At 69.7% G+C, this 24,575-nt stretch carries 19 protein-coding genes; 8 read left to right on the plus strand and 11 right to left on the minus strand.

Annotated features, from left to right (window positions below; translation table 11 throughout):
* The first annotated feature begins 2 nt into the window (after positions 1-2).
* Positions 3-776 carry a DUF4097 family beta strand repeat-containing protein gene (locus tag ACTWNK_RS38105; protein WP_474309774.1) on the plus strand — a complete coding sequence of 258 codons (774 nt, stop codon included), beginning with the start codon at positions 3-5 and terminating at the stop codon, positions 774-776.
* On the opposite strand, the gene ACTWNK_RS38110 is transcribed toward ACTWNK_RS38105, so the two are convergent.
* From ACTWNK_RS38110 to ACTWNK_RS38125, 4 genes are all read right to left on the minus strand, one after another.
* Complete coding sequence (locus ACTWNK_RS38110) at positions 698-2,347, minus strand: beta-N-acetylhexosaminidase (protein WP_474309775.1); 1,650 nt, start codon at positions 2,345-2,347, stop codon at positions 698-700. The two genes, ACTWNK_RS38105 and ACTWNK_RS38110, sit on opposite strands and share 79 nt — an antisense overlap.
* Positions 2,348-2,495: 148 nt before the next feature.
* Complete coding sequence (locus ACTWNK_RS38115; protein WP_474311117.1) at positions 2,496-3,233, minus strand: succinate dehydrogenase/fumarate reductase iron-sulfur subunit; 738 nt, start codon at positions 3,231-3,233, stop codon at positions 2,496-2,498.
* Positions 3,234-3,253: 20 nt separating this feature from the next.
* Positions 3,254-5,182, minus strand: coding sequence for a fumarate reductase/succinate dehydrogenase flavoprotein subunit (locus ACTWNK_RS38120; protein WP_474309776.1), 1,929 nt, complete (start codon positions 5,180-5,182; stop codon positions 3,254-3,256).
* Positions 5,179-5,976 carry a succinate dehydrogenase cytochrome b subunit gene (locus ACTWNK_RS38125; RefSeq protein ID WP_474309777.1) on the minus strand — a complete coding sequence of 266 codons (798 nt, stop codon included), beginning with the start codon at positions 5,974-5,976 and terminating at the stop codon, positions 5,179-5,181. Before ACTWNK_RS38125 ends, ACTWNK_RS38120 begins: the two co-directional genes overlap by 4 nt.
* A gap of 129 nt (positions 5,977-6,105) precedes the next feature.
* Between ACTWNK_RS38125 and ACTWNK_RS38130 the strand changes: the two genes are divergently transcribed.
* From ACTWNK_RS38130 to ACTWNK_RS38160, 7 genes are all read left to right on the plus strand, one after another.
* Positions 6,106-7,035, plus strand: coding sequence for a LysR family transcriptional regulator (locus ACTWNK_RS38130; RefSeq protein WP_474309778.1), 930 nt, complete (start codon positions 6,106-6,108; stop codon positions 7,033-7,035).
* Between the two features lie 84 nt (positions 7,036-7,119).
* Positions 7,120-8,256, plus strand: a complete 1,137-nt coding sequence (locus ACTWNK_RS38135) for a PP2C family protein-serine/threonine phosphatase (protein WP_474309779.1) — start codon at positions 7,120-7,122, stop codon at positions 8,254-8,256.
* On the plus strand, positions 8,256-9,800 hold the full coding sequence (locus ACTWNK_RS38140) for a sensor histidine kinase (RefSeq protein ID WP_474311119.1): 1,545 nt from the start codon (positions 8,256-8,258) through the stop codon (positions 9,798-9,800). The genes ACTWNK_RS38135 and ACTWNK_RS38140 overlap by 1 nt, the downstream gene beginning before the upstream one ends.
* Positions 9,793-10,242, plus strand: coding sequence for a response regulator (locus tag ACTWNK_RS38145; RefSeq protein WP_474309780.1), 450 nt, complete (start codon positions 9,793-9,795; stop codon positions 10,240-10,242). The genes ACTWNK_RS38140 and ACTWNK_RS38145 overlap by 8 nt, the downstream gene beginning before the upstream one ends.
* A 215-nt stretch (positions 10,243-10,457) precedes the next feature.
* Positions 10,458-11,243, plus strand: a complete 786-nt coding sequence (locus ACTWNK_RS38150) for a hypothetical protein (protein WP_474309781.1) — start codon at positions 10,458-10,460, stop codon at positions 11,241-11,243.
* A 12-nt stretch (positions 11,244-11,255) separates the two neighbouring features.
* Positions 11,256-13,145, plus strand: a complete 1,890-nt coding sequence (locus ACTWNK_RS38155; protein WP_474309782.1) for a fumarate reductase/succinate dehydrogenase flavoprotein subunit — start codon at positions 11,256-11,258, stop codon at positions 13,143-13,145.
* Positions 13,142-13,924 carry a succinate dehydrogenase/fumarate reductase iron-sulfur subunit gene (locus ACTWNK_RS38160; RefSeq protein WP_474309783.1) on the plus strand — a complete coding sequence of 261 codons (783 nt, stop codon included), beginning with the start codon at positions 13,142-13,144 and terminating at the stop codon, positions 13,922-13,924. The genes ACTWNK_RS38155 and ACTWNK_RS38160 overlap by 4 nt, the downstream gene beginning before the upstream one ends.
* Positions 13,925-14,110: 186 nt before the next feature.
* Here the strand turns inward: ACTWNK_RS38160 and ACTWNK_RS38165 are convergent, their stop codons facing one another.
* The 7 genes from ACTWNK_RS38165 to ACTWNK_RS38195 all read right to left on the minus strand — a co-directional run bounded on the left by ACTWNK_RS38165 (position 14,111) and on the right by ACTWNK_RS38195 (position 24,546).
* Complete coding sequence (locus ACTWNK_RS38165) at positions 14,111-15,412, minus strand: hypothetical protein (RefSeq protein WP_474309784.1); 1,302 nt, start codon at positions 15,410-15,412, stop codon at positions 14,111-14,113.
* A gap of 94 nt (positions 15,413-15,506) precedes the next feature.
* A complete protein-coding gene (locus tag ACTWNK_RS38170; protein WP_474309785.1) occupies positions 15,507-17,327 on the minus strand; it encodes a hypothetical protein in 1,821 nt (606 codons plus the stop codon).
* 114 nt (positions 17,328-17,441) lie between these two features.
* A complete protein-coding gene (locus tag ACTWNK_RS38175) occupies positions 17,442-17,831 on the minus strand; it encodes a (deoxy)nucleoside triphosphate pyrophosphohydrolase (RefSeq protein WP_474309786.1) in 390 nt (129 codons plus the stop codon).
* The gene (locus ACTWNK_RS38180; protein WP_474309787.1) at positions 17,828-18,922 is read right to left on the minus strand and encodes a C40 family peptidase; all 1,095 of its coding nucleotides are present in this window, start codon (positions 18,920-18,922) and stop codon (positions 17,828-17,830) included. Before ACTWNK_RS38180 ends, ACTWNK_RS38175 begins: the two co-directional genes overlap by 4 nt.
* On the minus strand, positions 18,922-19,584 hold the full coding sequence (locus ACTWNK_RS38185; RefSeq protein WP_474309788.1) for a hypothetical protein: 663 nt from the start codon (positions 19,582-19,584) through the stop codon (positions 18,922-18,924). Before ACTWNK_RS38185 ends, ACTWNK_RS38180 begins: the two co-directional genes overlap by 1 nt.
* A 43-nt stretch (positions 19,585-19,627) precedes the next feature.
* Positions 19,628-22,000, minus strand: a complete 2,373-nt coding sequence (locus ACTWNK_RS38190) for a type IV secretion system protein (protein WP_474309789.1) — start codon at positions 21,998-22,000, stop codon at positions 19,628-19,630.
* 68 nt (positions 22,001-22,068) lie between these two features.
* The gene (locus tag ACTWNK_RS38195) at positions 22,069-24,546 is read right to left on the minus strand and encodes an ATP-binding protein (RefSeq protein ID WP_474309790.1); all 2,478 of its coding nucleotides are present in this window, start codon (positions 24,544-24,546) and stop codon (positions 22,069-22,071) included.
* Positions 24,547-24,575 lie beyond the last annotated feature (29 nt).

A 24,575-nucleotide genomic window follows, 5' to 3' on the forward strand; every position in this document is an offset into this window, starting at 1 on the left:
GCATGCACCCCAACGTCAGGACCGCCTGGCGGGTCGCCGGGGGCGCGCTCGCCGCCTTCACCGTCGGGTCGATCGCCATCAGCGCCCTGGTCAACCAGGACGTCCCCGACAGCACCTACCAGAGCACGACGGCCGTGCACGAGCTCACCGCGTCCAAGGTCGTCGTGCGTTCGGACGGCAATGTCAACATCTCCTTCGTGCCGGGCCGGGCGGGGCAGCTGAGTGTCGAGAACGCGATGATGTGGGGCGGCGGGCGCCGACCGGCGCTGCGTTCGGACTGGGACGGCGCCACCCTGCGGGTCGGCCTGGAGTGCTCACGACCGGCGGACGGGTGCATGGGCACGGTCACGGTCGGCGTGCCGACCACGGCGGCCGTCGACGTCGAGGCCGACCGGGGCAACGTCTCGGTGACCGGCGTGTGGGGCGAGCTCAGACTGAGCACCAAGGTGGGCGACGTGGTGTTCAACGCCGCCCAGGGCAAGGTGTGGGCGCGCACGCAGAGCGGCAGCATCAGGGGCGGCGGCCTGCGCAGCACCGGCGTCGACGCCGAGACGCGCGCGGGCAGCACCACCCTGGCCTTCGTCTCGCCGCCCACCAGGGTCAGGGCGGTGGCCGACGCGGGCGACGCCGAGGTCGTCGTGCCCGCGGGCGACGGCTACGCGGTCGAGGCGCCGCCCGGGGCCGGTGTCGACGTGCCTCAGGACGCCGACTCCCCTCGCGAGATCACCGCCTCGGCGCCCGCCGGGACCGTCACGATCTCCCGTACGCCCGGCTGAGCCTCCTGCCACGGCACCTGCGCCGAGCGGTAGAAGTCGATGCCCAGGACGGTCCACCTCGGGCCGTGTGCGGCGAGTCTGGTCCTGAAGCCCTCCCAGTCGTGCGTCGACCAGGGCGACCAGCCGAGTTCGGCCACGGCGGGCAGCCTCGGGAAGGCCAGGTACTCCAGATGGCTCTCGGTGACGGCCGTCTCCGTCCACAGCGGCGCCTCGACGCCGAGCACGGCGCCGGCGGGCACGCCGCTCAGGTAGGAGCCCGGGTCCCAGCCGTAGGCCGTGTCCACCTCGATGTAGCCGGCCCAGCTCAGGCCGATGGGCGTCGTCGCGTTGTACTTCATGTCGAGGTAGGCCTTGTTCGCCGGCGACAGCACGACCTTGGCGCCCTTGCTCACCGCCTCGGTCACCAGGGCGTCGGACGCGGTCAGGCCCCAGTACTGCACCACGCGTCCGCGCGAGTGCGCCACGTCGGGCGCGCCGATCTGGTGCCAGCCCATCACCGCCTTGCCGCGCCTCTTGACCATGGGCTGCACCCGGTTGAGGAAGGTGGCGTACTCCTCGTCCGTGGTCACCTTGGCCTCGTCACCGCCCACGTGCAGGTACGGGCCGGGCGTGAGGGCGGCCAGCTCGCGCAGGACGTCGGAGGCGAAGGTGTAGGTGACCTCCTTGGCCGCGCACAGCGTGCTGAAGCCGACCGCGATGCCCGTGTAGAGCGGGGGCGCGACGCCGTCGCAGTTCAGCTCGGCGTAGGAGGCCAGTGCCGCGTTGGTGTGGCCCGGCATGTCGATCTCGGGGACGATCGTGATGTGCCTGGCGGCGGCGTGCGCGACGATCTCGCGGTAGTCGGCCTTGGTGTAGTAGCCGCCGGGCCCGCCGCCCACCTGGGTGCTGCCGCCGTAGGTCGCGAGCCTGGGCCAGGCGTCGTTGACGATGCGCCAGCCCTGGTCGTCGGTGAGGTGCAGGTGGAGGTAGTTGATCTTGTACAGGGCCAGCCTGTCCAGGAACCGCTTGACGGTGTCCACGGGATGGAAGTGCCTGGCGACGTCCAGCATCGCCCCCCGGTAGGCGAACCTCGGGTGGTCGACGATCCGCCCTGCGGCCAGTCGCCAGGGCCCCTGCCGTACCTCGGTGGACTCGATGTCGGGCGGGAAGAGCTGGCGCAGGGTCTGCACGCCGTTGAACAGGCCGGTCGCCGTGCGCGCCCTGATGGTGACGCCCGAGGCGCTCACGTCGAGCTGGTAGCCCTCGGCCCCGACCTTGGCGGGCGCGCCGTGCAGGAGCAGCGAGACGGCCGCGTGCTTGGCCGAGCGCACGATCGGCAGCGTGTAGCCGGTCGAGGGCCGCAGGATGTCGGCGAGGTAGTTCGCCACCCCTCGCGCCTCCCCCTCGGCCGCGATGCGGGCATGCCGAGCCAGCGTGTACGTGACGCCGGCGACGGCCTTGACGGACACCGGCGCGGGCACGACGGCTCCGAGAGCCACCACCGCCTGCGCCTCGTCGGCCTGCGCCGGGCCCACGGGTAAGACCCCGAGCACCAGCACACCGAGCAGAACGATCCTGAACCACGTGCTCATCACAGGCCCCTCAGGAGAGCGTTTCGGTCAATTGTTAGCTTTCCTTCTTTACAAGTCCTGTCAAGGCCCATTTGTCGGACTTGCGAGGGTCGTGAATGCGAAAGGGCGCGGGCGAGGAGACCTCGCACGCGCCCTCGGGCCCGATCGCCTACCGGGAGGCGCGCAGGTACTCGCTGTTCATCCTGGCGATCGTGTCCAGCGGGATGCCCTTCGGGCAGACCGCGGTGCACTCGCCGGTGTTGGTGCAGCCGCCGAAGCCCTCGGCGTCCATCTGCTCGACCATGTTCCTGGCCCGGATGTCACGCTCGGGCTGGCCCTGCGGCAGGAGGGACAGGTGGGTGATCTTGGCGGCGGTGAAGAGCGAGGCCGAGCCGTTCGGACAGGCGGCCACGCACGCGCCGCAGCCGATGCAGGTCGCCGCGTCGAAGGCGTCGTCGGCGTCCTCCTTGCGCACGGGCACACTGTGCGCGTCCGGCGCCGAACCCGCCGGGACCGAGACGAAGCCGCCCGCCTGGATGATGCGGTCGAAGGCCGAGCGGTCCACGACCAGGTCCTTGACCACGGGGAAGGGCGCCGCGCGCCACGGCTCGATCGTGATGGTGGCGTTGTCCTCGAAGTGCCGCATGTGCAGCTGGCAGGTCGTGGTGGCGATCTGCTCGCCGTGCGCGACGCCGTTGATCACCATGCCGCACATGCCGCAGATGCCCTCGCGGCAGTCGTGGTCGAAGGCGATCGGGTCGTCGCCCTCCAGGATGAGCCGCTCGTTGAGGACGTCGAGCATCTCCAGGAAGGACATGTCAGGCGAGACGTCCTCGACCCGGTAGGTCACCATGCGGCCCTTGTCCTCGGGGCCGTTCTGCCGCCAGACCTTCAGGGTGAGGTTCAGGCCGCCCGTGCTCGTCTCGATCACTTGTAGCTCCGCTGGCTCATCTTGACGTACTCGTACTCAAGGGCTTCCTTGTGCAGGACCGGCCCTTCGGGGCTGTACTCCCAGGCGGAGACGTGCGCGAAGTGCTCGTCGTCGCGCAGGGCCTCGCCGTCGGCGTCCTGGGACTCGGCGCGGAAGTGGCCGCCGCACGACTCGGTGCGCTCCAGGGCGTCCAGGCACATGAGCTCGGCCAGGTCGAAGAAGTCGGCCACCCGGCCGGCCCGCTCCAGGGCCTGGTTGAGCTCGTCGGCCTCGCCCGAGACCTTGACGTTGCGCCAGAACTCCTCGCGCAGCTCGGGGATGCGCTCCAGGGCCTTGCGCAGCGACGCCTCGGTGCGTTCCATGCCGCAGTAGTCCCACATGAGCTTGCCCAGCTCACGGTGGTAGGAGTCGGCCGTGCGGTCGCCGTTGACCGTGAGCAGCCGGTCGATCTTGTCGCGCACGGCGATCTCGGCCTCGGCCACGGCCTCCTCGTCGACCTCGCCGAACGGACCTGCGGCCAGGTAGTCGCCGAGCGTCGTCGGCAGCACGAAGTAGCCGTCGGCCAGGCCCTGCATCAGCGCGGAGGCGCCGAGCCTGTTGGCGCCGTGGTCGGAGAAGTTGGCCTCGCCGACCACGAAGAGGCCGGGGATCGTCGACTGCAGGTCGTAGTCGACCCACAGGCCGCCCATCGTGTAGTGCACGGCGGGGTAGATGCGCATCGGCTGGCTGTAGGGGTCCTCGCCGGTGATGCGCTCGTACATCTCGAACAGGTTGCCGTACTTCTTCTCGACGGCGTCTCGGCCGAGGCGGGAGATGGCGTCGCGGAAGTCGAGATAGACACCGAGCCCGCCGGGGCCCACCCCCCTGCCCTCGTCGCAGACGTTCTTGGCGGCACGCGAGGCGATGTCACGCGGGACCAGGTTGCCGAACGCCGGGTAGATGCGCTCCAGGTAGTAGTCGCGCTCGTCGTCGGGGATGTCGCCCGCCGGGCGGTCGTCGCCCTTGCGCAACGGCACCCAGACCCGGCCGTCGTTGCGCAGCGACTCCGACATCAGCGTCAGCTTCGACTGGTACTCGCCCGAGACCGGGATGCACGTCGGGTGGATCTGCGTGTAGCAGGGGTTGGCGAACATCGCGCCGCGCCTGTGCGCACGCCAGATGGCCGTGGTGTTGCAGCCCTTGGCGTTCGTGGACAGGAAGAAGACGTTGCCGTAGCCGCCCGAGGCCAGCACGACCGCGTCGGCGACGTGCCGCTCGATCTCGCCCGTCACCATGTCGCGGACGATGACGCCGCGCGCCCGCCCGTCGGAGACGATGAGGTCGAGCATCTCGTGCCTGGTGTGCATCTCGACGGTCCCGGCCGCGATCTGGCGCTCCAGCGCCTGGTACGCACCGAGCAGCAGCTGCTGGCCCGTCTGGCCGCGCGCGTAGAACGTACGCGAGACCTGGGCGCCGCCGAACGAACGGGTGTCGAGCAGCCCGCCGTACTCACGGGCGAAGGGGACGCCCTGCGCGACGGCCTGGTCGATGATGTTCACCGAGACCTGGGCCAGGCGGTAGACGTTGGACTCGCGGGCGCGGAAGTCGCCGCCCTTGACCGTGTCGTAGAACAGGCGGTAGATCGAGTCGCCGTCGCCTCGGTAGTTCTTCGCGGCGTTGATACCGCCCTGCGCGGCGATCGAGTGCGCGCGGCGCGGGGAGTCCTGGTAGCAGAAGGACTTCACGTTGTAGCCGAGCTCGCCCAGCGTCGCCGCCGCCGAGCCTCCGGCCAGGCCGGTGCCGATGACGATGACATTGAGCTTGCGCTTGTTGGCCGGGTTGACGAGCTTGGCGGCGAACTTGCGCTTCTCCCACCGCTCCTCGATGGGCCCTTCGGGCGCCTTCGTGTCGCGGATCGGCTCACCCTCGGTGAATCGCACGGTCACTTGACTACTCCGATCATGATCGCGAGCGGCGCGGCGAGGAAGCCGACCACCAGTACGGCCGAGAGCAGCCCGGCGAAGAGGTTGAGGCCGCGGTACCGGTTGCCGTTCGCCAGCCCCAGCGTCTGGAACGCGCTCCACAGGCCGTGCCGCAGGTGCAGGCCGACCATGACGACGGCGACCACGTAGAACAGCGCCACCCACCAGCGCCCCGGCTGGAAGCCCTGCACCATGCGGTCGGCGGCGGTGCCGTCGAACCCGGCCGGGTTGACCACGCCGAACGTCAGGTCCAGCAGGTGCCACACCACGAACAGCGCGATCGTGAGCCCGCCGAACCGCATGATGTGCGTGGCATAGCCCTTGGCCTGCGACTTCTTGGCCACGTACTTGACCGGCCTGGCCTTGCCGGCCCGCCTGGCCAGCGTGATCGCCGCCCACATGTGCGCCACCACGCAGACCAGCAGCACCACCTCGGTCAGCGTCAGCAACGTCCGGTACGGCACCAGCGGCTCGCCCATGGTGCGCAGGAACTCGGCATAGTCGTTGAACGACTGCTTGCCGAAGAAGATCTTGAGGTTGCCGAGCATGTGGCCGACGAGGAACAGCACGAGCACGGCGCCCGTGACGGCCATGACGACCTTCCTGCCGTTGGAGGACCTGAGGAACCCACCGGACCGCCTCCTCGTTGGACGCTTGGCGCGCCGCTTACGGGAGTCCTTCACGGGGGGCACAGGCGCGGTGGCGGACCCGCGCTCAATCGTGGCTGTCACGTCTTCCGACGTTATGGATGAGCCCATGCGGCGTCCAAGTCATCACCGGCCTGGTTTCCATAGCCGGTGGCTATGATCCTTGGTTTCACCCGGCAACGGGAAATCGTGCACCCCGGACGATGCGATCAAAATCACACGCGAGATGCTGGGGGATCTATGCAGCTTCAGCAGCTCGCCTACTTCGTCGCGGTCGCCGAATCACGGCACTTCACCCAGGCCGCCGAGAGCATGCGGGTCGCCCAGCCCTCCCTCAGCAAGCAGATCAAGGCCCTGGAGAGCGAGCTCGGCGCACCGCTGTTCTCGCGCGCCCGGGGCAATGTCACGCTGACCGCCGCGGGCGAGGCGCTGCTGCCGCTGGCCCGCCGCATGCTCGCCGACGCCGACACCGCACGCCAGGAGGTGGCCGAGCTCGCCGGACTGCGCCGGGGCAGGGTCAGGCTGGGCGCCACCCCCTCGCTGTGCGCCGGACTGCTGGCCGACGCGCTGGCCCGCTTCCACGGCGACTACCCGGGCATCGAACTGCTGGTGGAGGAGGGCGGCTCCCGCGACCTGGTCAGAGCGCTCGCCCGGGGCCAGCTCGACCTGGCGCTGATCATCATGCCGCTGCAGAGCGACGACCCGGCCCTGCTGACCGAGGACATCCTGCGGGAGAACCTCGTCGTCGTCTCGCCCTCGCACGAGCCGCCCAGACGCTCGCCGATGCGCATCCAGGACCTGAGGGGCAGGCCGATGGTGATGTTCAGACGCGGCTACGACCTGCGCGAGGCCACACTCAGCGCCTGCAGGCAGGCCGGGTTCGAGCCGCGCTTCGCCGTGGAGGGCGGCGAGATGGACGCCGTCCTGCGCTTCGTCGAGGCCGGGCTCGGCGTCGCGGTCGTGCCCTCGATGGTGCTGGACGGCAGGCCGGGCCTGGCCGGCACACCGCTCGCGCCTCCCGGGCTGCGCCGTACGATCGCGCTGGCCCATCGCAAGGACGTCGAGCCGACGCGGGCGGCGCACGCCTTCCGGGCCACGCTGCTGTTCTTCCTGGCCGAGGCCGCCCACGAAGGGACGCTGCCACCCGGTGTCGAACTTCTGCTGTCCTGAGCTCGTTCGCACGGTGCAGAATGAGGCAGCGAAGACACACCCGCCCAACTCATCGCGTCTGCGCTCATCGGCCTGGAGGCGGTATTGACGGCGAACCTGAACGAGACGCTCACCCTGCTTCTCGTGGAGGACGATGCCGGTGACGCGTTCCTCGTGGAGGAGCTGCTCAAGGAGGCGGAGGCGCCGCCGCGCATCACCTGGGCGCGCAGCCTCGCCGAATGCCGGACGCATCTGACGGCCGAGGTGCAGTGCGTGCTCGTCGACCTGACGCTGCCAGACGCGACCGGACTCGAAGCCCTGGAGCTGGTGATCGATCTCGCGCCCGACGTCGCCGTGCTGGTGCTGACCGGGCTGCGGGACGTGCACGTGGGGGTGGCCGCCGTCCAGGCGGGCGCGCAGGACTACCTGGTCAAACAGGACATCGACGCGCGGCTGCTGGCCAGGTCCATCAGATACGCCATCGAACGCAAGCGCGGCGAGATCACCCAGCGCAAGCTGACGGAGTCCGAGCTCGTCCACAGGGAGAACGACCGCCTGGAGCGCGGGCTGCTGCCGGTGCCGCTGCTGCGCACCTCGGCGATCGAGCACGCGACCCGCTACATCCCGGGCCGCGAGCGCACCCTGCTGGCGGGCGACTTCATCGACACCGTGCAGACGCCGGACGGCGCGGTGCACGTGGTGGTGGGCGACGTGTGCGGGCACGGGCCCGACGAGGCCGCACTCGGCGTGGCGCTGCGCATCGCCTGGCGCACGCTGGTCCTGGCCGGGCACACCGGCAACGACGTGTTGCGCACGCTCGACACCCTGCTCAAGGCCGAGCGCAAGTCGGCGGAGATCTTCACCACGCTGTGCACGGTGGCCGTCTCCCCCGACCAGCGCCATGCCGCCCTCCAGGTCGTCGGCCATCCGCCGCCGCTGGTGATGCGCGGCGACTGCATCGACGTGGTGCCGGGCGCGCCGTCGGGGCCGCCGCTCGGCATCTTCCCCGACGTGCACTGGAAGACGATCGACATCGAGCTCGGTGACGACTGGTCGCTGATGATCTACACCGACGGCCTGATCGAGGCGGCGACCGGGCCCGGCGGGCATCTGCTCGGCACCGACGGCCTGCTGCGGCTGATCAGGGAGCACGGCAAGATCGACCTGGACCGGCTCATCACCCAGGCGGGCCAGCTCAGCGACGACGTGGCCGTGGTGCTCCTGCGCAAGGCCGGATCGTGATGGCGGGCATCCGCCCGCTCCCGCCCGCGTCGCCGCCCAAGGGCCTGCCGGTCGGGCGCTGGTTCCTGCTGGCCGGTGGGGTCATCGCAGTTCTGCTGGCGACGTCGATCGGGCTGATCATCAGATCGGTCGCCGAGACCGCCGACGCGCGCCGCACGCTGGTGGAGACCATCGACCCCGCGCTGCAGCACACGCTGGAGCTCAGCACGGTGATGATCACCCAGGAGTCGATGGTCAGAAGTTTCGGGCTGACCGGCCTGGAGGAGTTCCGCGCCACCTACCGCGCCGCGGTGAACGAGGAGCGCACCGCGACCGCCGGGATCTCCGCATTGCTGCCCAGGATGCCCGAGGGCGAGGTGATGCGCGCCAGGCTCGCCGCGCTGACCGGCGCCGCGGCCGAGTGGCGCCGGAGCTACGGCGACCTGATCATCGGCGGGGCCGCGCTCAGCCGCGAGCGGGCGCAGGTCAACAGCACCCGCTTCGCCGAGGTACGCGCCGCGCTCGACGGCCAGCGGGCCGAGCTCCGCCGCCTGCACGACATGGGCAGCGGCAGACTCGACCAGGAGTGGACCTCCGTCTACGTCTCGCTCGGCTACCTGCTCGCGGTGCTGATCCTGGCGGCCACCGGCCTCACGCTGATCATCCGCCGAGCCGTGCTCAAGCCGATCGCCCAGCTCGCCGAGCAGGTGCGCACGGTCGCCTCCGGCGACTTCGACCATCGGCTGCACGTGGCCAGGCCGACCGAGCTCACCGAGCTGTCCGGCCATGTCGACGCCATGCGCAGGCGCATCCTGGCCGAGTGGCGTGCCGCCGAGCAGAACCGGCGCCGCCTCGAGGACCAGACGCTCGAGCTGCGCCGCTCCAACGGCGAGCTGGAGCAGTTCGCCTATGTGGCCAGCCACGACCTGCAGGAGCCGCTGCGCAAGGTGGCCAGCTTCACCCAGATGCTGGAGCAGAGATACGCCGACCAGCTCGACGACAGGGCCAGGCAGTACATCTCCTTCGCCGTCGACGGCGCCAAGCGCATGCAGCTGCTGATCAACGACCTGCTGGACTTCTCCCGGGTCGGCAGGCTGGGCGGCGAGCGCGAGCCCGTCGACGGCGGCGAGGCGCTCGGCACGGCGCTGGAGAACCTGGCCGCCGGGATCGAGGACGCCGGAGCCGTCGTCACCCACGGCGAGCTGCCCGTCGTGCTCGGCAACAGGACGCAGCTCGTCCAGCTCTTCCAGAACCTGGTGGGCAACGCCCTGAAGTTCCGTACGGCCGAGCCGCCCCGCGTGCACGTGTCGGCCGTACGGGGCGAGGAGGGCTGGTGGGAGTTCGCCTGCGAGGACAACGGGATCGGCATCGCCGACAAGTACGCCGAACGGGTGTTCCTCATCTTCCAGCGGCTGCATCCGCGTGACGCCTACCCTGGCACCGGCATCGGGCTGGCACTCTGCCGGAAGATCGTGGACTATCACGGAGGCCGGATCTGGATCGAGGGCCCGGGGCCCGGCGCCACCTTCCGATGGACCCTGCCCGATGGAGCGCGCGATGCATGAGGCTCAGCCGATCGAGGTGCTCCTCGTCGAGGACGACCCCGGTGACGTGCTGCTCACCAGGGAGGCCTTCGCCCACAACAAGGTACGCAACAAGCTCAGCGTCGTCGGCGACGGCGAGGAGGCGCTGGACTTCCTGCGTGGGGCCGATCGGCTGCCCGACCTCATCCTGCTCGACCTCAACCTGCCCAGGATGGACGGCACCGAGGTCCTTGAGGTGATCAAGAACGACGAGGTGCTGCGGTGCATCCCCGTGGTGGTGCTGACCACGTCGGAGGCCGAGGAGGACATCCTGCGCAGTTACCGTCTGCATGCCAATGCGTATGTCAGCAAGCCGGTGGACTTCGAGAGGTTCATCCAGGTCGTCCGGCAGATCGACGACTTCTTCGTGACGGTCGTCAAACTGCCCAACCACGACCGCCGCCAGACCCCGCCACCCCCCTAACTGGACATAGGCGGATATTTCACTCTTCGGTTACTGCGAGGGTGACAACAATCACACCCAGGGTCGGAATTCCTGCGTGACTCTTCTCACACCAGGACGCCTGCTCAGGCGTAACGTAGCTCCACCGACACGCGCCCCGACACATCCTCGGCGCGCGACCTTATCGAACCCGGACCCACGGCGAGCAGGGTCCGCGGGAGGTGGAGAGGTCTCCGATGACCCAGACAACGCCTGAGAGCCAGGCCAGGAGAGAACGCGCCCAGATCACGGTGCGTACCCTTCGCACGGACCGATGGTGGCTGGCGCCCCTACTGACCTTCCTGGGGCTCAGTTCGTTCCTCGTGTACGGCTTCTGGGCGATTTTCGACGGTAGTTACTTCGTCGATCCCTATATCGCGCCCTTCTCGTCGCCCTGCCTGGCGACGTCCTGTCCGGAGGGAGCACGCTTCCTCGGCTTCGCCCCCTTCGGCGACTGGTACACCCTGCCCCCTGGGCTGCTCATCCTCGGTCTGCCCGCGGGCTTCCGGGTGACGTGCTACTACTACCGCAAGTCCTACTACCGCTCCTTCTGGCTGTCGCCGCCCGCGTGCGCGGTGCAGGAGCCGCACGGCAAGTACACCGGTGAGACCCGCTTCCCGCTGATCATCCAGAACATCCACCGTTACTTCTTCTACGGTGCGATCCTCATCGGCGGCATCCTCACCTACGACGCGATCCTGGCCCTGGTCCACAAGCCGCTCGGCCTCGGCACCTGGATCCTGGTGCTCAACGCCGTCCTCATCGTGGCGTACACGCTGTCGTGCCACTCCTGCCGGCACATCACCGCAGGGCGGCTCAACCACTTCTCCAAGCACCCCGTGCGGTACAAGGCGTGGACCTTCGTCTCGAAGCTCAACGCCAAGCACCAGCCGCTCGCGTGGGCCTCGATGTTCTCCGTGATGGGCGCCGACCTCTACGTCCGCCTCGTCGCCAAGGGCATCATCCTCTTCCCGTACGCCTAAAGGATCTTCACCGTGGAAATCGAGCGTCACGAATACGACGTCGTCGTCATCGGGGCCGGAGGTGCCGGGCTCAGGGCGGCGATCGAGGCCCGCCAGCAGGGCAAGCGGACGGCCATCGTCTGCAAGTCCCTGTTCGGCAAGGCCCACACCGTCATGGCGGAGGGCGGCGCCGCCGCGGCCATGGGCAATGTCAACAGCGACGACAACTGGATGGTGCACTTCCGCGACACCATGCGCGGCGGCAAGTTCCTCAACAACTGGAGGATGGCCGAGCTCCACGCCAAGGAGGCGCCCGACCGGGTCTGGGAGCTGGAGGCCTGGGGCGCGCTGTTCGACCGTACGAAAGACGGCAAGATCAGCCAGCGCAACTTCGGCGGCCACGAGTACCCCCGCCTGGCCCACGTCGGCGACCGGACCGGCCTCGAGCTGATCCGCACGCTGCAGCAGCGCGTGGTGGCCCTGCAGCAGGAGGACTACGAGACGCACGGCGACCACGAGGCCTACATCAAGGTCTTCGCCGAGTGCACGATCACCCGCCTGCTCAAGGACGGCGACGCCATCTCCGGCGCCTTCGGCTACTGGCGCGAGACGGGCAACCTCATCCTGTTCGACACCCCGGCGGTCGTGCTGGCCACCGGCGGCATCGGCAAGAGCTACGTCGTCACCTCCAACTCCTGGGAGTACACCGGCGACGGCCACGCCCTGGCCCTGCTCGCCGGCGCCAACCTGATCAACATGGAGTTCATCCAGTTCCACCCCACGGGGATGGTCTGGCCGCCCTCCGTGCGCGGCATCCTCGTCACCGAGTCGGTGCGCGGCGACGGCGGCGTCCTGCGCAACTCCGAGGGCAAGCGCTTCATGTTCGGCTACATCCCCGAGGTGTTCAAGGACAAGTACGCCACCACCGAGGAGGAGGGCGACCGCTGGTACACCGACCAGGCCAACAACCGCCGTCCCCCCGAGCTGCTGCCGCGTGACGAGGTGGCCAGGGCGATCAACTCGGAGGTCAAGGCCGGGCGCGGCTCACCGCAGGGCGGCGTCTACCTCGACGTCTCGACCCGGCTTCCGGCCGCCGAGATCATCAAGCGGCTGCCGTCGATGCACCACCAGTTCAAGGAGCTGGCCGACGTCGACATCACCAAGGAGCCCATGCAGGTCGGCCCGACCTGTCACTACATCATGGGCGGCGTCGAGGTGGACGCCGACACCGGTGCGGCGGCCGTACCCGGGCTGTTCGCGGCCGGTGAGGTGTCGGGCGGCATGCACGGCTCCAACAGGCTCGGCGGCAACTCCCTGTCGGACCTGCTGGTCTTCGGCCGCCGGGCCGGAGCCGGGGCCGCCGCCTACATCGACGGCCTGCCCGCCAGGCCCAAGGTGGCCGACGCGGCCGTGGCCGACGCCAAGGCCGAGGCCCTGGCCCCCCTGGAGCGCAGCGGCGAGAACCCCTACGAGCTGCACCACGAGCTCCAGCGCACGATGAACGAGCTCGTCGGCATCATCCGCAAGGCCGAGGAGGTCTCCGAGGCCCTGGAGGTCGTCGAGAAGCTCAAGGAGCGGGTGCACCTGGTCGGCGCGGCCGGGACCCGCATCTACAACCCCGGCTGGCACCTCGCCCTCGACCTGCGCAACATGCTGCTGGTCTCCGAGTGCGTGGCCAAGGCCGCACTGCTGCGCCAGGAGAGCCGAGGCGGTCACACCCGCGACGACTATCCCGGTATGTCGGCCGACTGGCGGACCAAGCTCCTGGTCTGCTCGACGCCGGACGGCGGCGCTTCCGTCACCGTCGAGGAGCAGGTCCAGACGCCGATGCGCGACGACCTCATCACGCTCTTCGACCGGGACGAGCTCAAGAAGTACCTCACGGTGGATGAGATGGCGGCTTTCGACGGGATTGAGAAATGAGCTACAAGGCGAAGTTCAAGGTCTGGCGTGGCGAAGGCGGCGAAGGCAAGCTCGAGGACTTCACCGTCGAGGTCAACGAGGGCGAGGTCGTCCTCGACATCATCCACAGGCTCCAGGCCACCCAGGCGCCCGACCTCGCGGTCCGGTGGAACTGCAAGGCCGGCAAGTGCGGCTCCTGCTCCATGGAGATCAACGGGAAGCCGCGTCTGGGCTGTATGACCCGGATGTCGACCTTCACGGAAGAAGAGACGATCACCGTCACCCCGATGCGGACCTTCCCCGTCATCAAGGACCTGGTGACCGACGTCTCCTTCAACTACCAGAAGGCACGCGAGATCCCGTCGTTCACCCCGCCCGCCGACGTCAAGCCCGGCGAGTACCGCATGCAGCAGATCGACGTGGAGCGCTCGCAGGAGTTCCGCAAGTGCATCGAGTGCTTCATGTGCAACAACGTCTGCCACGTCATCCGCGACCACGAGGAGAACAAGCCCAACTTCGCGGGCCCTCGCTTCCTCATGCGCATCGCCGAGCTCGACATGCACCCCTACGACGTGGCCGACCGCCAGGAAGCCGCCCAGAACGAGCACGGCCTGGGCTACTGCAACATCACCAAGTGCTGCACCGAGGTGTGTCCCGAGCACATCAAGATCACCGACAATGCGCTCATCCCCATGAAGGAGCGCGTCGTGGACCGCAAGTACGACCCGCTGGTGTGGCTGGGCAACAAGATCTTCAAGCGCAGCAGCAGCGGCAGCGGAGCCGGAAAGGGCGACAGCTGACGCCACCTCGTCCCGCGTGATCGACAGGCCCTCGCCGGGTGGCGGGGGCCTGTCGGGCTTTACCGGGTGTTCGTGCCTGATGTGACGGCGCTCGGGCGAAGTCCTGCTGGAGTGGCGTGAAAGACGGAGCCCCGCCACGTGCCCACAGGGGGCGTGGCGGGGCTTGCCGTAAAGGTCCGGAAGGTTTTAGCGGTGGAACGGGCGGGTGCGGCCGTCGTCCTCGTCGGGGCCGTCCTGCGCCGGGTCGTCGTCGTCGCGCGCGTGGTCTGTGGGCTCCGGGGCCGACAGGCTGCCCATCAGGGTCAGGTCGTCGGCGTCGGAGATGCGGTACGGCGTCTCGTCCGGCAGGGGCGGCGGCGAGTACGGCTCGGCGCCGAAGCGGCCGGGGAAGGACTCCTCGATCGTGGGCTCGGCGAAGGGCACGTCGGAGCTGCCGGGACGGCGGAAGGCGTCGTGCGGATCGGCGTGCGAGGCCAGGTCCTCCGAACGGCCGAACGTGTCCTGCGGCGGCGCGTGCAGCAGCGTCGTGTCCTCACCGGGCGGCGGGCCGTAAGGCTGCTGCACGGCGTAGGGGTGCTGGGGGAACATCGCCGGGTCGAACCCCTGCGGGTGCCCCTGCTGCGGGAAGCCGGGCTGCTGGTACACCGGGGCGTACTGCGTGGGCCCGCCTGGGCTGGAGTGCACCGGGACGAAGCTGATGATCGGCGCATAGGCGGCGCCCACCGGGTAGCCGACGAACCCGGGACCGGCCGGGTAGCCGTAGGGGTCGCCGGGCGCGGGAGCCCTGCCGAGCGGCGGCTGCGGGCCCGCCCTGCGTACGGCGGCGGCATGCGCCATGCGACGCAGCCTGCCCTCGAAGATCAGCACGGCGAACAGTGCCAGCAGGACCAGCACGAGGGCCGGGATGCCGAGCTTCTTGCTGAGTTCGTTCTGGTCGTACTCGGCGGTCGCGTTGCCCAGCACCAGCTCGCCCGAGCTGTCGGAGGTGAGCTGCTGCTCCTCCGGCGCCGTCGTGACGGGCGGCGCGGACGTGATGGGCGGGGTGTCGCTGACCGTGGGCAGCTGGATCTGCGGCTCGGACTCCGTGCTCGGCTCGGGCTGCTGCTCCTGCAACGGCGGCGGCTGCTGGACCGGCGGGACCACGGGAGCCACAGGAGGCTGCTCCGCGGCCTTCGTCACGGTCTCGGTGACGACGGCCTGCGGCGGGTCCGGCTTGGGCTTCGGCGGCTTCTTCGTGGTCTTGGTGACCGTGACGACCGGCTCGGGAGTCGTCGGCTCGGGGGCGTTGGTGATCGTGACGGTGACGACGGTCGTCGGCTCCGGCTCCGGCACCGGGTCGGCCTCTCCGGCGTCGCCTCCCGTGATCATGTTGTTCGGATCCTGCGCCACGGCCAACGCACTCGCCGTCGATCCGACGAAGGGTGCGATGGCCAGCACCGCGGTGCCGCTCAGCCCCAAAGTCAAGAACAGGGCGGACACGGCTGTCACTCGCCTGGCTGCCACCTCTGCCGCCCTCCGCGATTCCCCGGAATACCAGTCAAAGGGAAATACTAGCCGGGCCAAAGTGACAGCAAAATCCTTATCACATTGCAGATCGCGACTTTCGCAGAATTCTCCGGGCTTGCACCCTGGTCAGAGCCCACAGGGCCACGAGCAGAATCCCGATGCCCGACACGACCGCCGGCAGCCCCCTCCCACCCGCGAGCAGGTCCCCCGGCCCCGACGCCGCCGACACCTTCCGCGTCGCCACCGCGATCTGCCTCGGCAACGGCGCCCCCATCGCCTCGGTGGCGCCTGTCGGGGTGGGCGTCGCCTGGGCCTGCTGGGGTACGGCCTGCGGGAGTCGCAGGCGGTCGTCACCCCAGAGGCCTTGCGTGGGTTGTCCCTGGTCGAGGCCTTGCACTTGGCCTGATTCGGCCAGGCCTTGGAGGGGTTGCTGTGCGGGTTGGGACGGCTGGGACGGCTGGGACGGCTGGGCTTGGGTGGTGATCGGGGTGTCGGTCAGGGGGAGTTGCTGGTTGGTGTCGGTGGGTGCGTTCTGGCCGTATGGGGGGGTGCCTGGGTACTGCTGGGCGTATGGGTACTGCTGGGTGCCGGGCTGGGCTGCTTGGGGAGGCTGGACGGGCTGGGCCGGCTGGACGGGCTGGGCGGCGTTGGGGGCTTGCATGAGGCCGGGGTCGATGGGTGGGATGCCGCCCATGTCGCCATTGGCCGGCTCCTCGCGGCCGGTGACGGGGGCTGCCTGGAGTCCGGTCGTGTCGGGGGCGACGACGCCCGGGGCAACGCCGTCGGGCGTCGTCATGTCGGGGACGACCACCTTGACCGCCTCGTCCTTGGTCGCCGCCTTGGGGCCTCTGTACGTGGGGGCTTCGGCCTTGGGTGGCGTCTTCGGGCTTTTGCTCTTTGGCTTTTCGGCTTCGGGGGCTGCTTTGGGGCTCCCGCTCTTCGGGGCTTCGGCCTTGGGGATCACGGCCGTGGGTGCTTGTGCCTGGGGAGCGGCTGCCTTGGGGGTCACCACTGTGGGTGCTTCCGCCTTGGCGGCGGCCGTCTTGGGGGTCACGGCCTTGGGCGCTTGTGCCTGGGGAGCGGCTGCCTTGTCCTTGGCTGTGTCGGCCTTGGCCTCGTTCGCCTTGGTCTCCCCCACGCCGGCCTCGCCCTTCGGGAGGGCGTGTTGGCGTGGCTCGGCTGCCTCCAGGTCGGGTTGGGCCTGCTTGTCGGGGGCGCTGTCCCGTACCGGGGTCACCGTCGTGCCGTGGACGGTGCGGAGGCCCTCTCCGTCGCCGACGTGGGCGACGGCGGCCAGGACGATCTCGCCGACGCCGGAGGGCACCTTCAGACGCACGTCCATGGCCCGGCCGCCGGCCCCGCCGTCGAGCGCGCACACCTCGGCGCCGGACGTCACCGTCACGGTCCGGGGCGGCACCGCGACCACCCGGTGCCTACCACCGGGCGGCGTGGGCGCGACCTGCGGCGCCAGGGACGGCCGGGGACGCACGCCGGGCGAGGCGACGGTCGCACGGGGGCCGGGTGTGGCGCTCGCGACGGGAGCGGGCGAGGTGGTGGCGGGAGGCGGAGTGGTGACGAGAGGAGGTGACGTGCCGGGATGCGTCTCGGTCACCCCGCACGTCACCTCCGACAAGGCCGAGGACGGATTGGCCGCCACCGCGAGCCTCGCGTCATTGGCCTGTCCCTCCAGGCGGATACGGAAACGCAGGACGTCCCCGGTGCGTACCCACTGGCCCAGATCGGGGTCGGGACTGTCCAGCCGGTCGACGACGAGCCGGAGCGGGGTCTGCTCGTTCGTGAGTTCGGCGGCGGCGGCCGTGGTCGTGGCGGTCGCCAGTATCAACGCCCCCGTGCCCATGGCCGCTGCTGTCCGGGCATGGTGCCACCAGTCGGCCACGACGTTCCCCCGATGCTGCGATCCCCGATGCTCTGTCAGACGACATGTGCTCCCGATAGAAGACATGCGAGAACAAACACGTCTAGTAATCGTTATGTCACAGAGCGCAGCAATCTAACCCTCGGAACGGAGTTCCGCGACAGCCTTGACGATCGGCAGGTCGGCCGCGAGCCAGGCCACGTCGTAGAGCTCGTCGGGAGCCAGCCAGCGCAACGCCAGATGCTCCTTGGCCTCCGGCGTGCCGTTGACGAGGGTGGCCAGCCATACCCGCATGATGTATCCGACCGCGAGCGGCCAGTCGCCGCCGACCTTCGCGCCGACCGCGATCTCGACGCCGAGTTCCTCACGGCATTCGCGCATGAGCGCCTCGATCTCGCCCTCCCCTGGGTCGACCTTGCCTCCGGGGAACTCCCAGCCTCCGGCCAGCGAGGGGGGCTCGGCGCGCTGCGCGGCCAGCAGCCTGTCCCCCGAGATGATCGCTGCGGCCACCACGACAATGGTCATACCGAAGAATTCTGCAGCTTCTCCAGCTGTTTCAACACCTCGGGATTGCGCAACGGCCGGGTGAATCCCACCACGCCGCCCCGCGACTTGTAGCTGGTGACCTTGATCGGCCCGCACAGCCGGCACCTGGCCTCCACCATCTTGCCCTTCGAGACGACCATGCCGACATGGCCCGGCCGATCGGGCCCCGTGCCCGGCCCGGCATTGAAGAACACCAGGTCGCCCGCCTGCTCCTGCCCTTCGGGCACCTTGATCCCGAACGGCCACTGCCCGAACGTCGTACGCGGGATCGACAGTCCCACACTGCGATAGGCCATGTAGATGATCCCCGAGCAGTCGTAGGCGTCGGGCCCGGTGCCACCCCAGAGGTACGGCTTGCCGCGCTGGGCGAGCGCGTAGTCGAGGATCCTGGCGACCACGGTGTTGGGCGCGGCCTCCAGCAGGGGCTCGTCGCACGAGGGATCGGCCTGCGGCGGCAGCTTGACCTGCCCGTCCTTGGCGTACTTCTGTGCGATGGCCTCGACCTGGTCGACGTACCACCAGGCCCGGTTGTAGACGAACAGCGAGCGCCGCACGTCCTCCGGAGCGCCGTTGCGCTTGAGCATCCTGGCGGCGCCGAGGATGGCGTCGGCCGGGTTGTAGACGTCGGCGATGCCGTCGTCGTCACCGTCCGAGGCGTAGCCGTTGAACTTCGACGGGATCGGGATACGCGCCTTGCCGCCCCACGTGCTGATGAGGAACTGCATCGGCCCGGCGGCTCCGGCGTAGTTCGTCCCGCTCTGTACGCCGGGCAGGGTGGAACGGCCGTGGTCGGTCTCCCGCTTGCCGACGGCGGCCAGGATGTTCCACTGCACGCCGATCTTCTTGCCGTGCTTGAGATAGAGCGCGAGGTACTTGGGCGGGATGTCGGACGTGGCGGTCTCGGACCCGGCCTCGTCGAGCTGGGAGATCTCCTCGCAGTCGGGCATCGAGTCGCTTCCGAGGAAGGAGGGGAAGGAGCTCATCAGCATCGGCGAGACGATCAGGGTGAGCAGGACCAGCCCGGCCAGCCCGATGGCCAGGACGACGCGGGAACGGGTGGAGACGTTCACTAGGCGTCCCCGTCGTCACCGGAGTCTGCGGGCTGCAGGTCGAAGATTCGCCAATCGGCGCCGTACTCCGAGACCGTGACGGCGAAGTCGTTCGTGCGTTGCGCCGGGCCGCTCTTGGCGGTCACCACCTGGGTTCCGGCGACGACGAAAACGATCGAGTTCTGGTCGACCTGCCTGATCGACTTCACCTGTGCGGTGCCGACCGAGACGATCTGCTCTGCGCGGTTCTGCTCCACCGTGCCGGGCGAGGTCAGGGTCCGCGTGAGGACCTCGCCGAGGTCGGAGGTGGCGAACACCTTCAGCCTGCCCGCGTAGACGGCCGCGTCCTCGTCGTAGCGGAAGGTCCCGTACGCGGCCGTGAAGCGCTCGGCCAGGTCGGCGGCCGCCGCGAGCTCCTGCTTGGTCATCGGCAGGAAGGAGTAGATGTCGAACGGGGCGTTGCTCGCGGTGGCCAGCGGCGAGACCGGCGGCGCGACGACGCCGCCGGTCTCCCCCTTCGTTCCCTGTTCGCCCTGCTCGCCCTGCTCGGCCGCGACGGCGGAAGGGGGGTTTTCGCCGCCGTCATCGCCGCCCGAGCCCATGGTCAGGAAGATCCCGACCGCGGCGAGGACCAGCACGATGACGGCGAAGGCGAACCCCCGCCTGTCGCCCGACTGTGCCATATGTCAGTCCTTGTCCGAACTGCTTGGGGGGAGCCAAAGCATGTCAGTCCTTGTCCGAGCTGTTGGGGCGGAGCCAGAACGGCACCGGTTCGTCGCTCGACCTGGCTCCTTCTCGCCTGCTGGGCAGCCAGAGCGGTGGCGGCTCGGCCGAACGCGCCTGCGGCACATCCGCCGACCGGGACGAACCGCCGCCCCCGCCACCGAAGATCCCGCCGCCGCCCGACCCGTTGCGCGCCCCACCGGACCCGGACCCACCCGAGCCGCCGGACCCGCCTGAGCCGCCGAACAGGCCGCCTCCGGAAGACCGCCGCGACCCGCCGGCACTCCCCGAGCCCCCCGAGCCGCCGCCACCACCGGACCCGCCACGAGAGCCGGAGCCCCCGCCGAACAGCCCACTGCCCGAACTCCTGCGCGACCCGCCGCCTCCGAAAATCCCGCCTCCGGAGCCACCCGAGCCACCCGAACCGCCTGACCCGCCCGACCCACCGGAGCTCACCGAGCCGCCGCCGCCGGATCCGCCGGATCCCGCGCGAGCCGCCCAGCCGCCGCCCGAGCGACCGCCGAACCAGCCGCCCGTGCGTCCGCCGCCGCCACTGCGCGTCGGCGCGCCGCCTGACACACCCGCCGCCGCGGCCGTGCCCGCCGCGCTCGCCGTACCGCGAGCGGCGGTGCCGCCGAGGTTCAGCGGAGGCGCGGCGCCGGTGCGGGTGGCGGGAGCCGTACGGGTGCCGGTCTTGGCGCCCTGGGCGTCGGTGCTGAGCGGGGCCGGTTGCACGGGGACCCGGGTGCCCGAGGGGGTGTTGGGGGTGGCGCCGTCCTCGCCGCGTACCTTGCCCTGGGCCACGGCCGCGGCGCCCGCCGCCGCTCCCGCCGTGCCGGCCATGGCCGCCGCCTGGATCACCGGCTCGGCCTTGCGCAGACCCCAGCGGCCCATGCGCGCCGCCGCGACCGGCGGCAACGCGCCCGCCGCCCGCTGCAGGGTCGGCGCGGTGGTCGCGTCGCCCAGCATGCGCGTGGCCAGCGTGTGCCCGTCCATCGAGGCGAACAGATGCTGGAACGGCCTGCGGTAGAAGAACACCGAGATCGTCAGCAGCGCCATGAAGAGGATCTGCATGCCCCACGGCATCGCCGTCGAGATGATCAGCGCATAGCCGTAGACGAGCACGCCGAGCACCATCGCGAGCACCGCCTGCCTGAGCAGGGTGCCGATCAGCATCTCCACCCAGCGCATGGCGATGATGCGCCCTGTGCCCGGATGTACGCCGAGGAGCAGGAAGACAGGCCCGAGCATCAGCAGCAGCAGGAAGCCGATCTTCAGGACGAGCAGCGTCACCGAGACCAGGAAGATCAGCAGCCCGGCCACCAATGCGGCCATCAGCGCGCCGATCGCCACACCGAGCCTGCCGGTCCAGTCCTTGCCCTGGAAGGTGAAGAACAACGGGGTGTTCTCCAGCTTGGTGGCGATGGCCTCGTATCTCTCCTGGTGGACGCTGGAGGGCGTCGAGGTCGCCGCCTGCTGTTCGGCCAGGTCCTGCGCCTGGGCGTCGAGCAGTTGCGCGGCGAACGCCTTCACGACCGGTGCTTCGGGGTCCGAGGTGCCGAACTGCCCGACCAGCCATGGCTTGCACACCAGGACCGACCACAGGGCGTCGGCGTTCTGCGCGACGCCGGGAGTGCCCGGTCTGCCGTAGCCGCCGTCCTTGACCTCGGGATTGGTCTCGCCCTTGGTCGGCAGGCAGGAGGCGCCGCCCGCGCCCGGCAGGCCGGAGAAGGCGGAGTTGACCACCTCGCCGGTCTTGTCGGTGACGATCTTGCCGAGACCGGTGAAGTCGCCGGGTCTGCTGAAGAACCAGACCGCGACCGTCACCGCGAGCACCATCCAGATGACGCCTTCGGCCGTGGTCGAGGCCCGTTTGCGGATCAGGCCGTACCAGGCGAGCCAGATCGCGCCGAGGATGACGATCGGCCGCAGGAACGGCCAGTACATGGCCTCCGAGAGCCGGATGACGATGTCGTCGACCACGTCCTTGATGGTCTGCAGCGGGCCTTCGGTCGCGGCGGCCTGGTAGGTGGTGATGGTGAGCCGGTCGAGCGACTTGGCCCACTGGAAGATGGCGTTGGCCCACGAGTTGCCAAACACGGCCACGATGTCGCCGCAGCCGAGTTGGTAGGTGTGCCAGTACTGGCCCGCCGTGCCGTAGCGCTCGTAGTTGGTCAGCGGTCCCTGGGCGGTGGGGGCGGGAGCCGCGGGCGCACCGGGGACCGGGGCGTCGGGTGGCGGCGGTCTGAGCATGCCGTCCATGCCGCCGCCGACGAGCTCGGGGGCCAGATCTGGCGAAAGGTCGCACGGCGCCGCCGCCGCCGGCGAGAACGCACCTGTGACCAGCGGCAACGCCAGGATGCCGATGACCAGCACCAGCGCCAGCGATAGCCGCTTTCCTAGTCGGGACCGCCGACGCCGGGACCCCAGACGAGGGATCTTCATCACCGCACCTCCTGAGCTCTGCCCACGCCCCCTGCTGCTACATGATCATGCCCGTTGTCGCTGGGTTTGTCGTGCGTCGGGTTCGTGTCGAGCCACCGGAGCAGCTCCTCCGAGATCAGGTCTACGCCGATTCGCCCCGCTCGGCCATCCAGATCACGGAAAATGCATTCGCCGTTGCCGAGGGAGCGCAGCACGGCCTTGTGCTCTTCGGAGTGGTCGACTCCGAGCAGGGCCATGACGTTCTCCACCTCGACCCGTTCGGTCGAACGGAAGGCGAAAACGGAGGACAGGCAGTTGGTCACCTGTTCGTTGAGCAGGTCGCCCGCGTTCTGCGAGACCAGCACCAGCGCGGTGTTGCGCGAGCGGCCCATGCGGCTGACCTCGGGCACCAGCTTGGCGCCCTCAGGTGTGGAGGTGATCGCCCACGCCTCGTCCAGGAAGATCGCCTTGGGCGCCCTCCTGTCGAGGCCGTTCATCAGCCTGCGGGCGAACTGCGAGACCAGATAGAGCAGGGCGACCGACAGCCGCTGCTCGTAGGAGTAGTCGTCGCGCCCGGTCGCCACGTCGGGCAGCGTCAGGCCGCCCAGGGTGAAGACCGTCGTCCAGCCCTCGCTGTCGATCTGGTCGCCGCCCGAGGGGTCGAAGCAGAGCGTCGCGAGGTGCATCTCCGACATCGAGCGCAGCACGGCGCCCAGGTTCTTCGAGGCGGGGTCCTCGGCCGCCTCCAGGTAGTCCACGACCTTGCCCAGCGACGGGTCGGGCGCGTTGGACACGGCGGCGACCGCCTGGATCATCGCCGACTCGCGCTCCTCCGACATCCTCGGCAGCAGCAGGCGCAGCGTCTCGGTCGCCATCGTCTTCTTGGCCGCGATGTCGTCGCCGAACGAGAACGGGTCGAGCAGGCCGGGAGCCGCCGAGCCGAGCGGGATGATCCTGGCCTTGCGGCCTCTGCGCTGCAGCAGCCTGATCAGCGACTCCGCGTCGCCCTTCGGGTCGATGACCGCGACCGTCACCCCGCGCAACGCCATCTGGTAGATCATCAGCAGGGCCAGCGTGGTCTTGCCGCCGCCGGGCTCTCCGGTGATCGCGATGGCCGTCGGACGGTTGCGGGTGGCGGCGACCAGCGGGTCGAAGTGCACGATGCTGCGCGCCCTGCCGACGGTCTCGCCGATGTAGGGACCGTGCCAGCCCGCGCTGGACTCGTCCACCCTGTCGCCCAGGTCGACCGTGGCCGTGGCCATGCCGCCCGCGATCGTGCGCAGCGGCTGGCGCTGGGCGTAGGCGTTGACCCTGACCTTCTCGCCCGGCAGCGCCTCGCAGAACAGCGAGAACTGGTCGCCGGTGGAGTTCACGATGTCGATGCCGAGATCGCGGTAGTGCTCGACGACGGCCTCGACCCGCTGCACGCAGATCTCCTCCGTCGGCGCCGAGACGATCAGCCGGTGCCAGCCGTACACGAAGGGCAGGCGTTCCTTGGTGATGCCGTGCTCCAGCATGCGGGCCGCGTCGATCTGCTCGGCCAGGGCGATCGGCGCCTCGGCTCCGGCCTCGCGGATGTGGATGTCCATGTCGCGGGCGTGTGCGAGCTTGCGTGCGACGTCCTTGCTCGCCTTGACCGGTGAGATCAGCCGCATCCGGGAGGAGATCTCCACGGGGAAGGGCAGCTGGTCGGCGAAGTGCAGCCACGGCTCGCCGTCGGGGAAGGCCATGAGGTCGGGGAAACGGGCGAACGACAGATGCGCCACGTAGGAGTCGCCCTGGGGTTGTTCGATGCGCAGCAGGGACCTGCCGTTGTGGATCTGGCCTTCGACCAGCGACTCGATCTCGCCCTTGCCCCAGCGGCGCTTCGGGCTGGCGCTCGGCGGCGGGTCGCCGACCGTGCCGCTCGCGGCGTGCTGGAACAGCCAGGCCACCTCGGTCGAACTGGCGTGCCTGGCGTACAGGGCGCTGGAGGCCAGGGCCCGGCCCAGGCGCTCGGCCTGGTCGGTCCACTTGCCGATCTCGCCGTCGGGCACGTGGTCGTCGTCGAGGCCGAGCGCCTTCTCGGTGCGCTGGTAGAAGCCGAACAGCTGCGACAGCACGCCCGAGCCGAGCTGCGCGCCGCGCGGGCCCAGCCGTACGCCCAGGTAGACCTCCTTGGACCAGAAGTCCTTCGCCCAGACGTGGCGATACATCTCCTCCAGGTAGTCGCGCCAGCCCGGCCCTTCGTCGGAGGTGCCGTTGAGCGTCATCGCCCATTCGGCCGCCGGGTAGGTACGGTGGGCGATCCGCAGGTGCACCTCGGCGTCGGGCATCCTGATGGCGGCGAGCGCGATCGTGATGTTGGTGGCGAGCGCCTCGCGTTCCTCTGGCGTGACGAACTCGTAGCTCACGGTCGGCAGCCGGAAGTAGGCCCATGCGGAGGACTCGGTGAGCAGGATGCGGTCGTCGAAGTACCGCACGGCCAGGCGGCTGCGCGCCCGGGAGGTCCTACTCATGCCGCGTTCACCGTCTTTCGTGCCCGGGG

This window comes from Nonomuraea sp. IBHARD001 (assembly GCF_056106265.1).

Bases quoted from the DNA above. Each gene is read 5' to 3' on its own strand.
- ACTWNK_RS38105 (WP_474309774.1), top strand. From the start codon at position 3: ATGCACCCCAACGTCAGGACCGCCTGGCGGGTCGCCGGGGGCGCGCTC.
- ACTWNK_RS38110 (WP_474309775.1), bottom strand. From the start codon at position 2,347: ATGAGCACGTGGTTCAGGATCGTTCTGCTCGGTGTGCTGGTGCTCGGG.
- ACTWNK_RS38125 (WP_474309777.1), bottom strand. From the start codon at position 5,976: ATGGGCTCATCCATAACGTCGGAAGACGTGACAGCCACGATTGAGCGC.
- ACTWNK_RS38130 (WP_474309778.1), top strand. From the start codon at position 6,106: ATGCAGCTTCAGCAGCTCGCCTACTTCGTCGCGGTCGCCGAATCACGG.
- ACTWNK_RS38140 (WP_474311119.1), top strand. From the start codon at position 8,256: ATGGCGGGCATCCGCCCGCTCCCGCCCGCGTCGCCGCCCAAGGGCCTG.
- ACTWNK_RS38145 (WP_474309780.1), top strand. From the start codon at position 9,793: ATGCATGAGGCTCAGCCGATCGAGGTGCTCCTCGTCGAGGACGACCCC.
- ACTWNK_RS38150 (WP_474309781.1), top strand. From the start codon at position 10,458: ATGACCCAGACAACGCCTGAGAGCCAGGCCAGGAGAGAACGCGCCCAG.
- ACTWNK_RS38160 (WP_474309783.1), top strand. From the start codon at position 13,142: ATGAGCTACAAGGCGAAGTTCAAGGTCTGGCGTGGCGAAGGCGGCGAA.
- ACTWNK_RS38175 (WP_474309786.1), bottom strand. From the start codon at position 17,831: ATGACCATTGTCGTGGTGGCCGCAGCGATCATCTCGGGGGACAGGCTG.
- ACTWNK_RS38185 (WP_474309788.1), bottom strand. From the start codon at position 19,584: ATGGCACAGTCGGGCGACAGGCGGGGGTTCGCCTTCGCCGTCATCGTG.
- ACTWNK_RS38195 (WP_474309790.1), bottom strand. From the start codon at position 24,546: ATGAGTAGGACCTCCCGGGCGCGCAGCCGCCTGGCCGTGCGGTACTTC.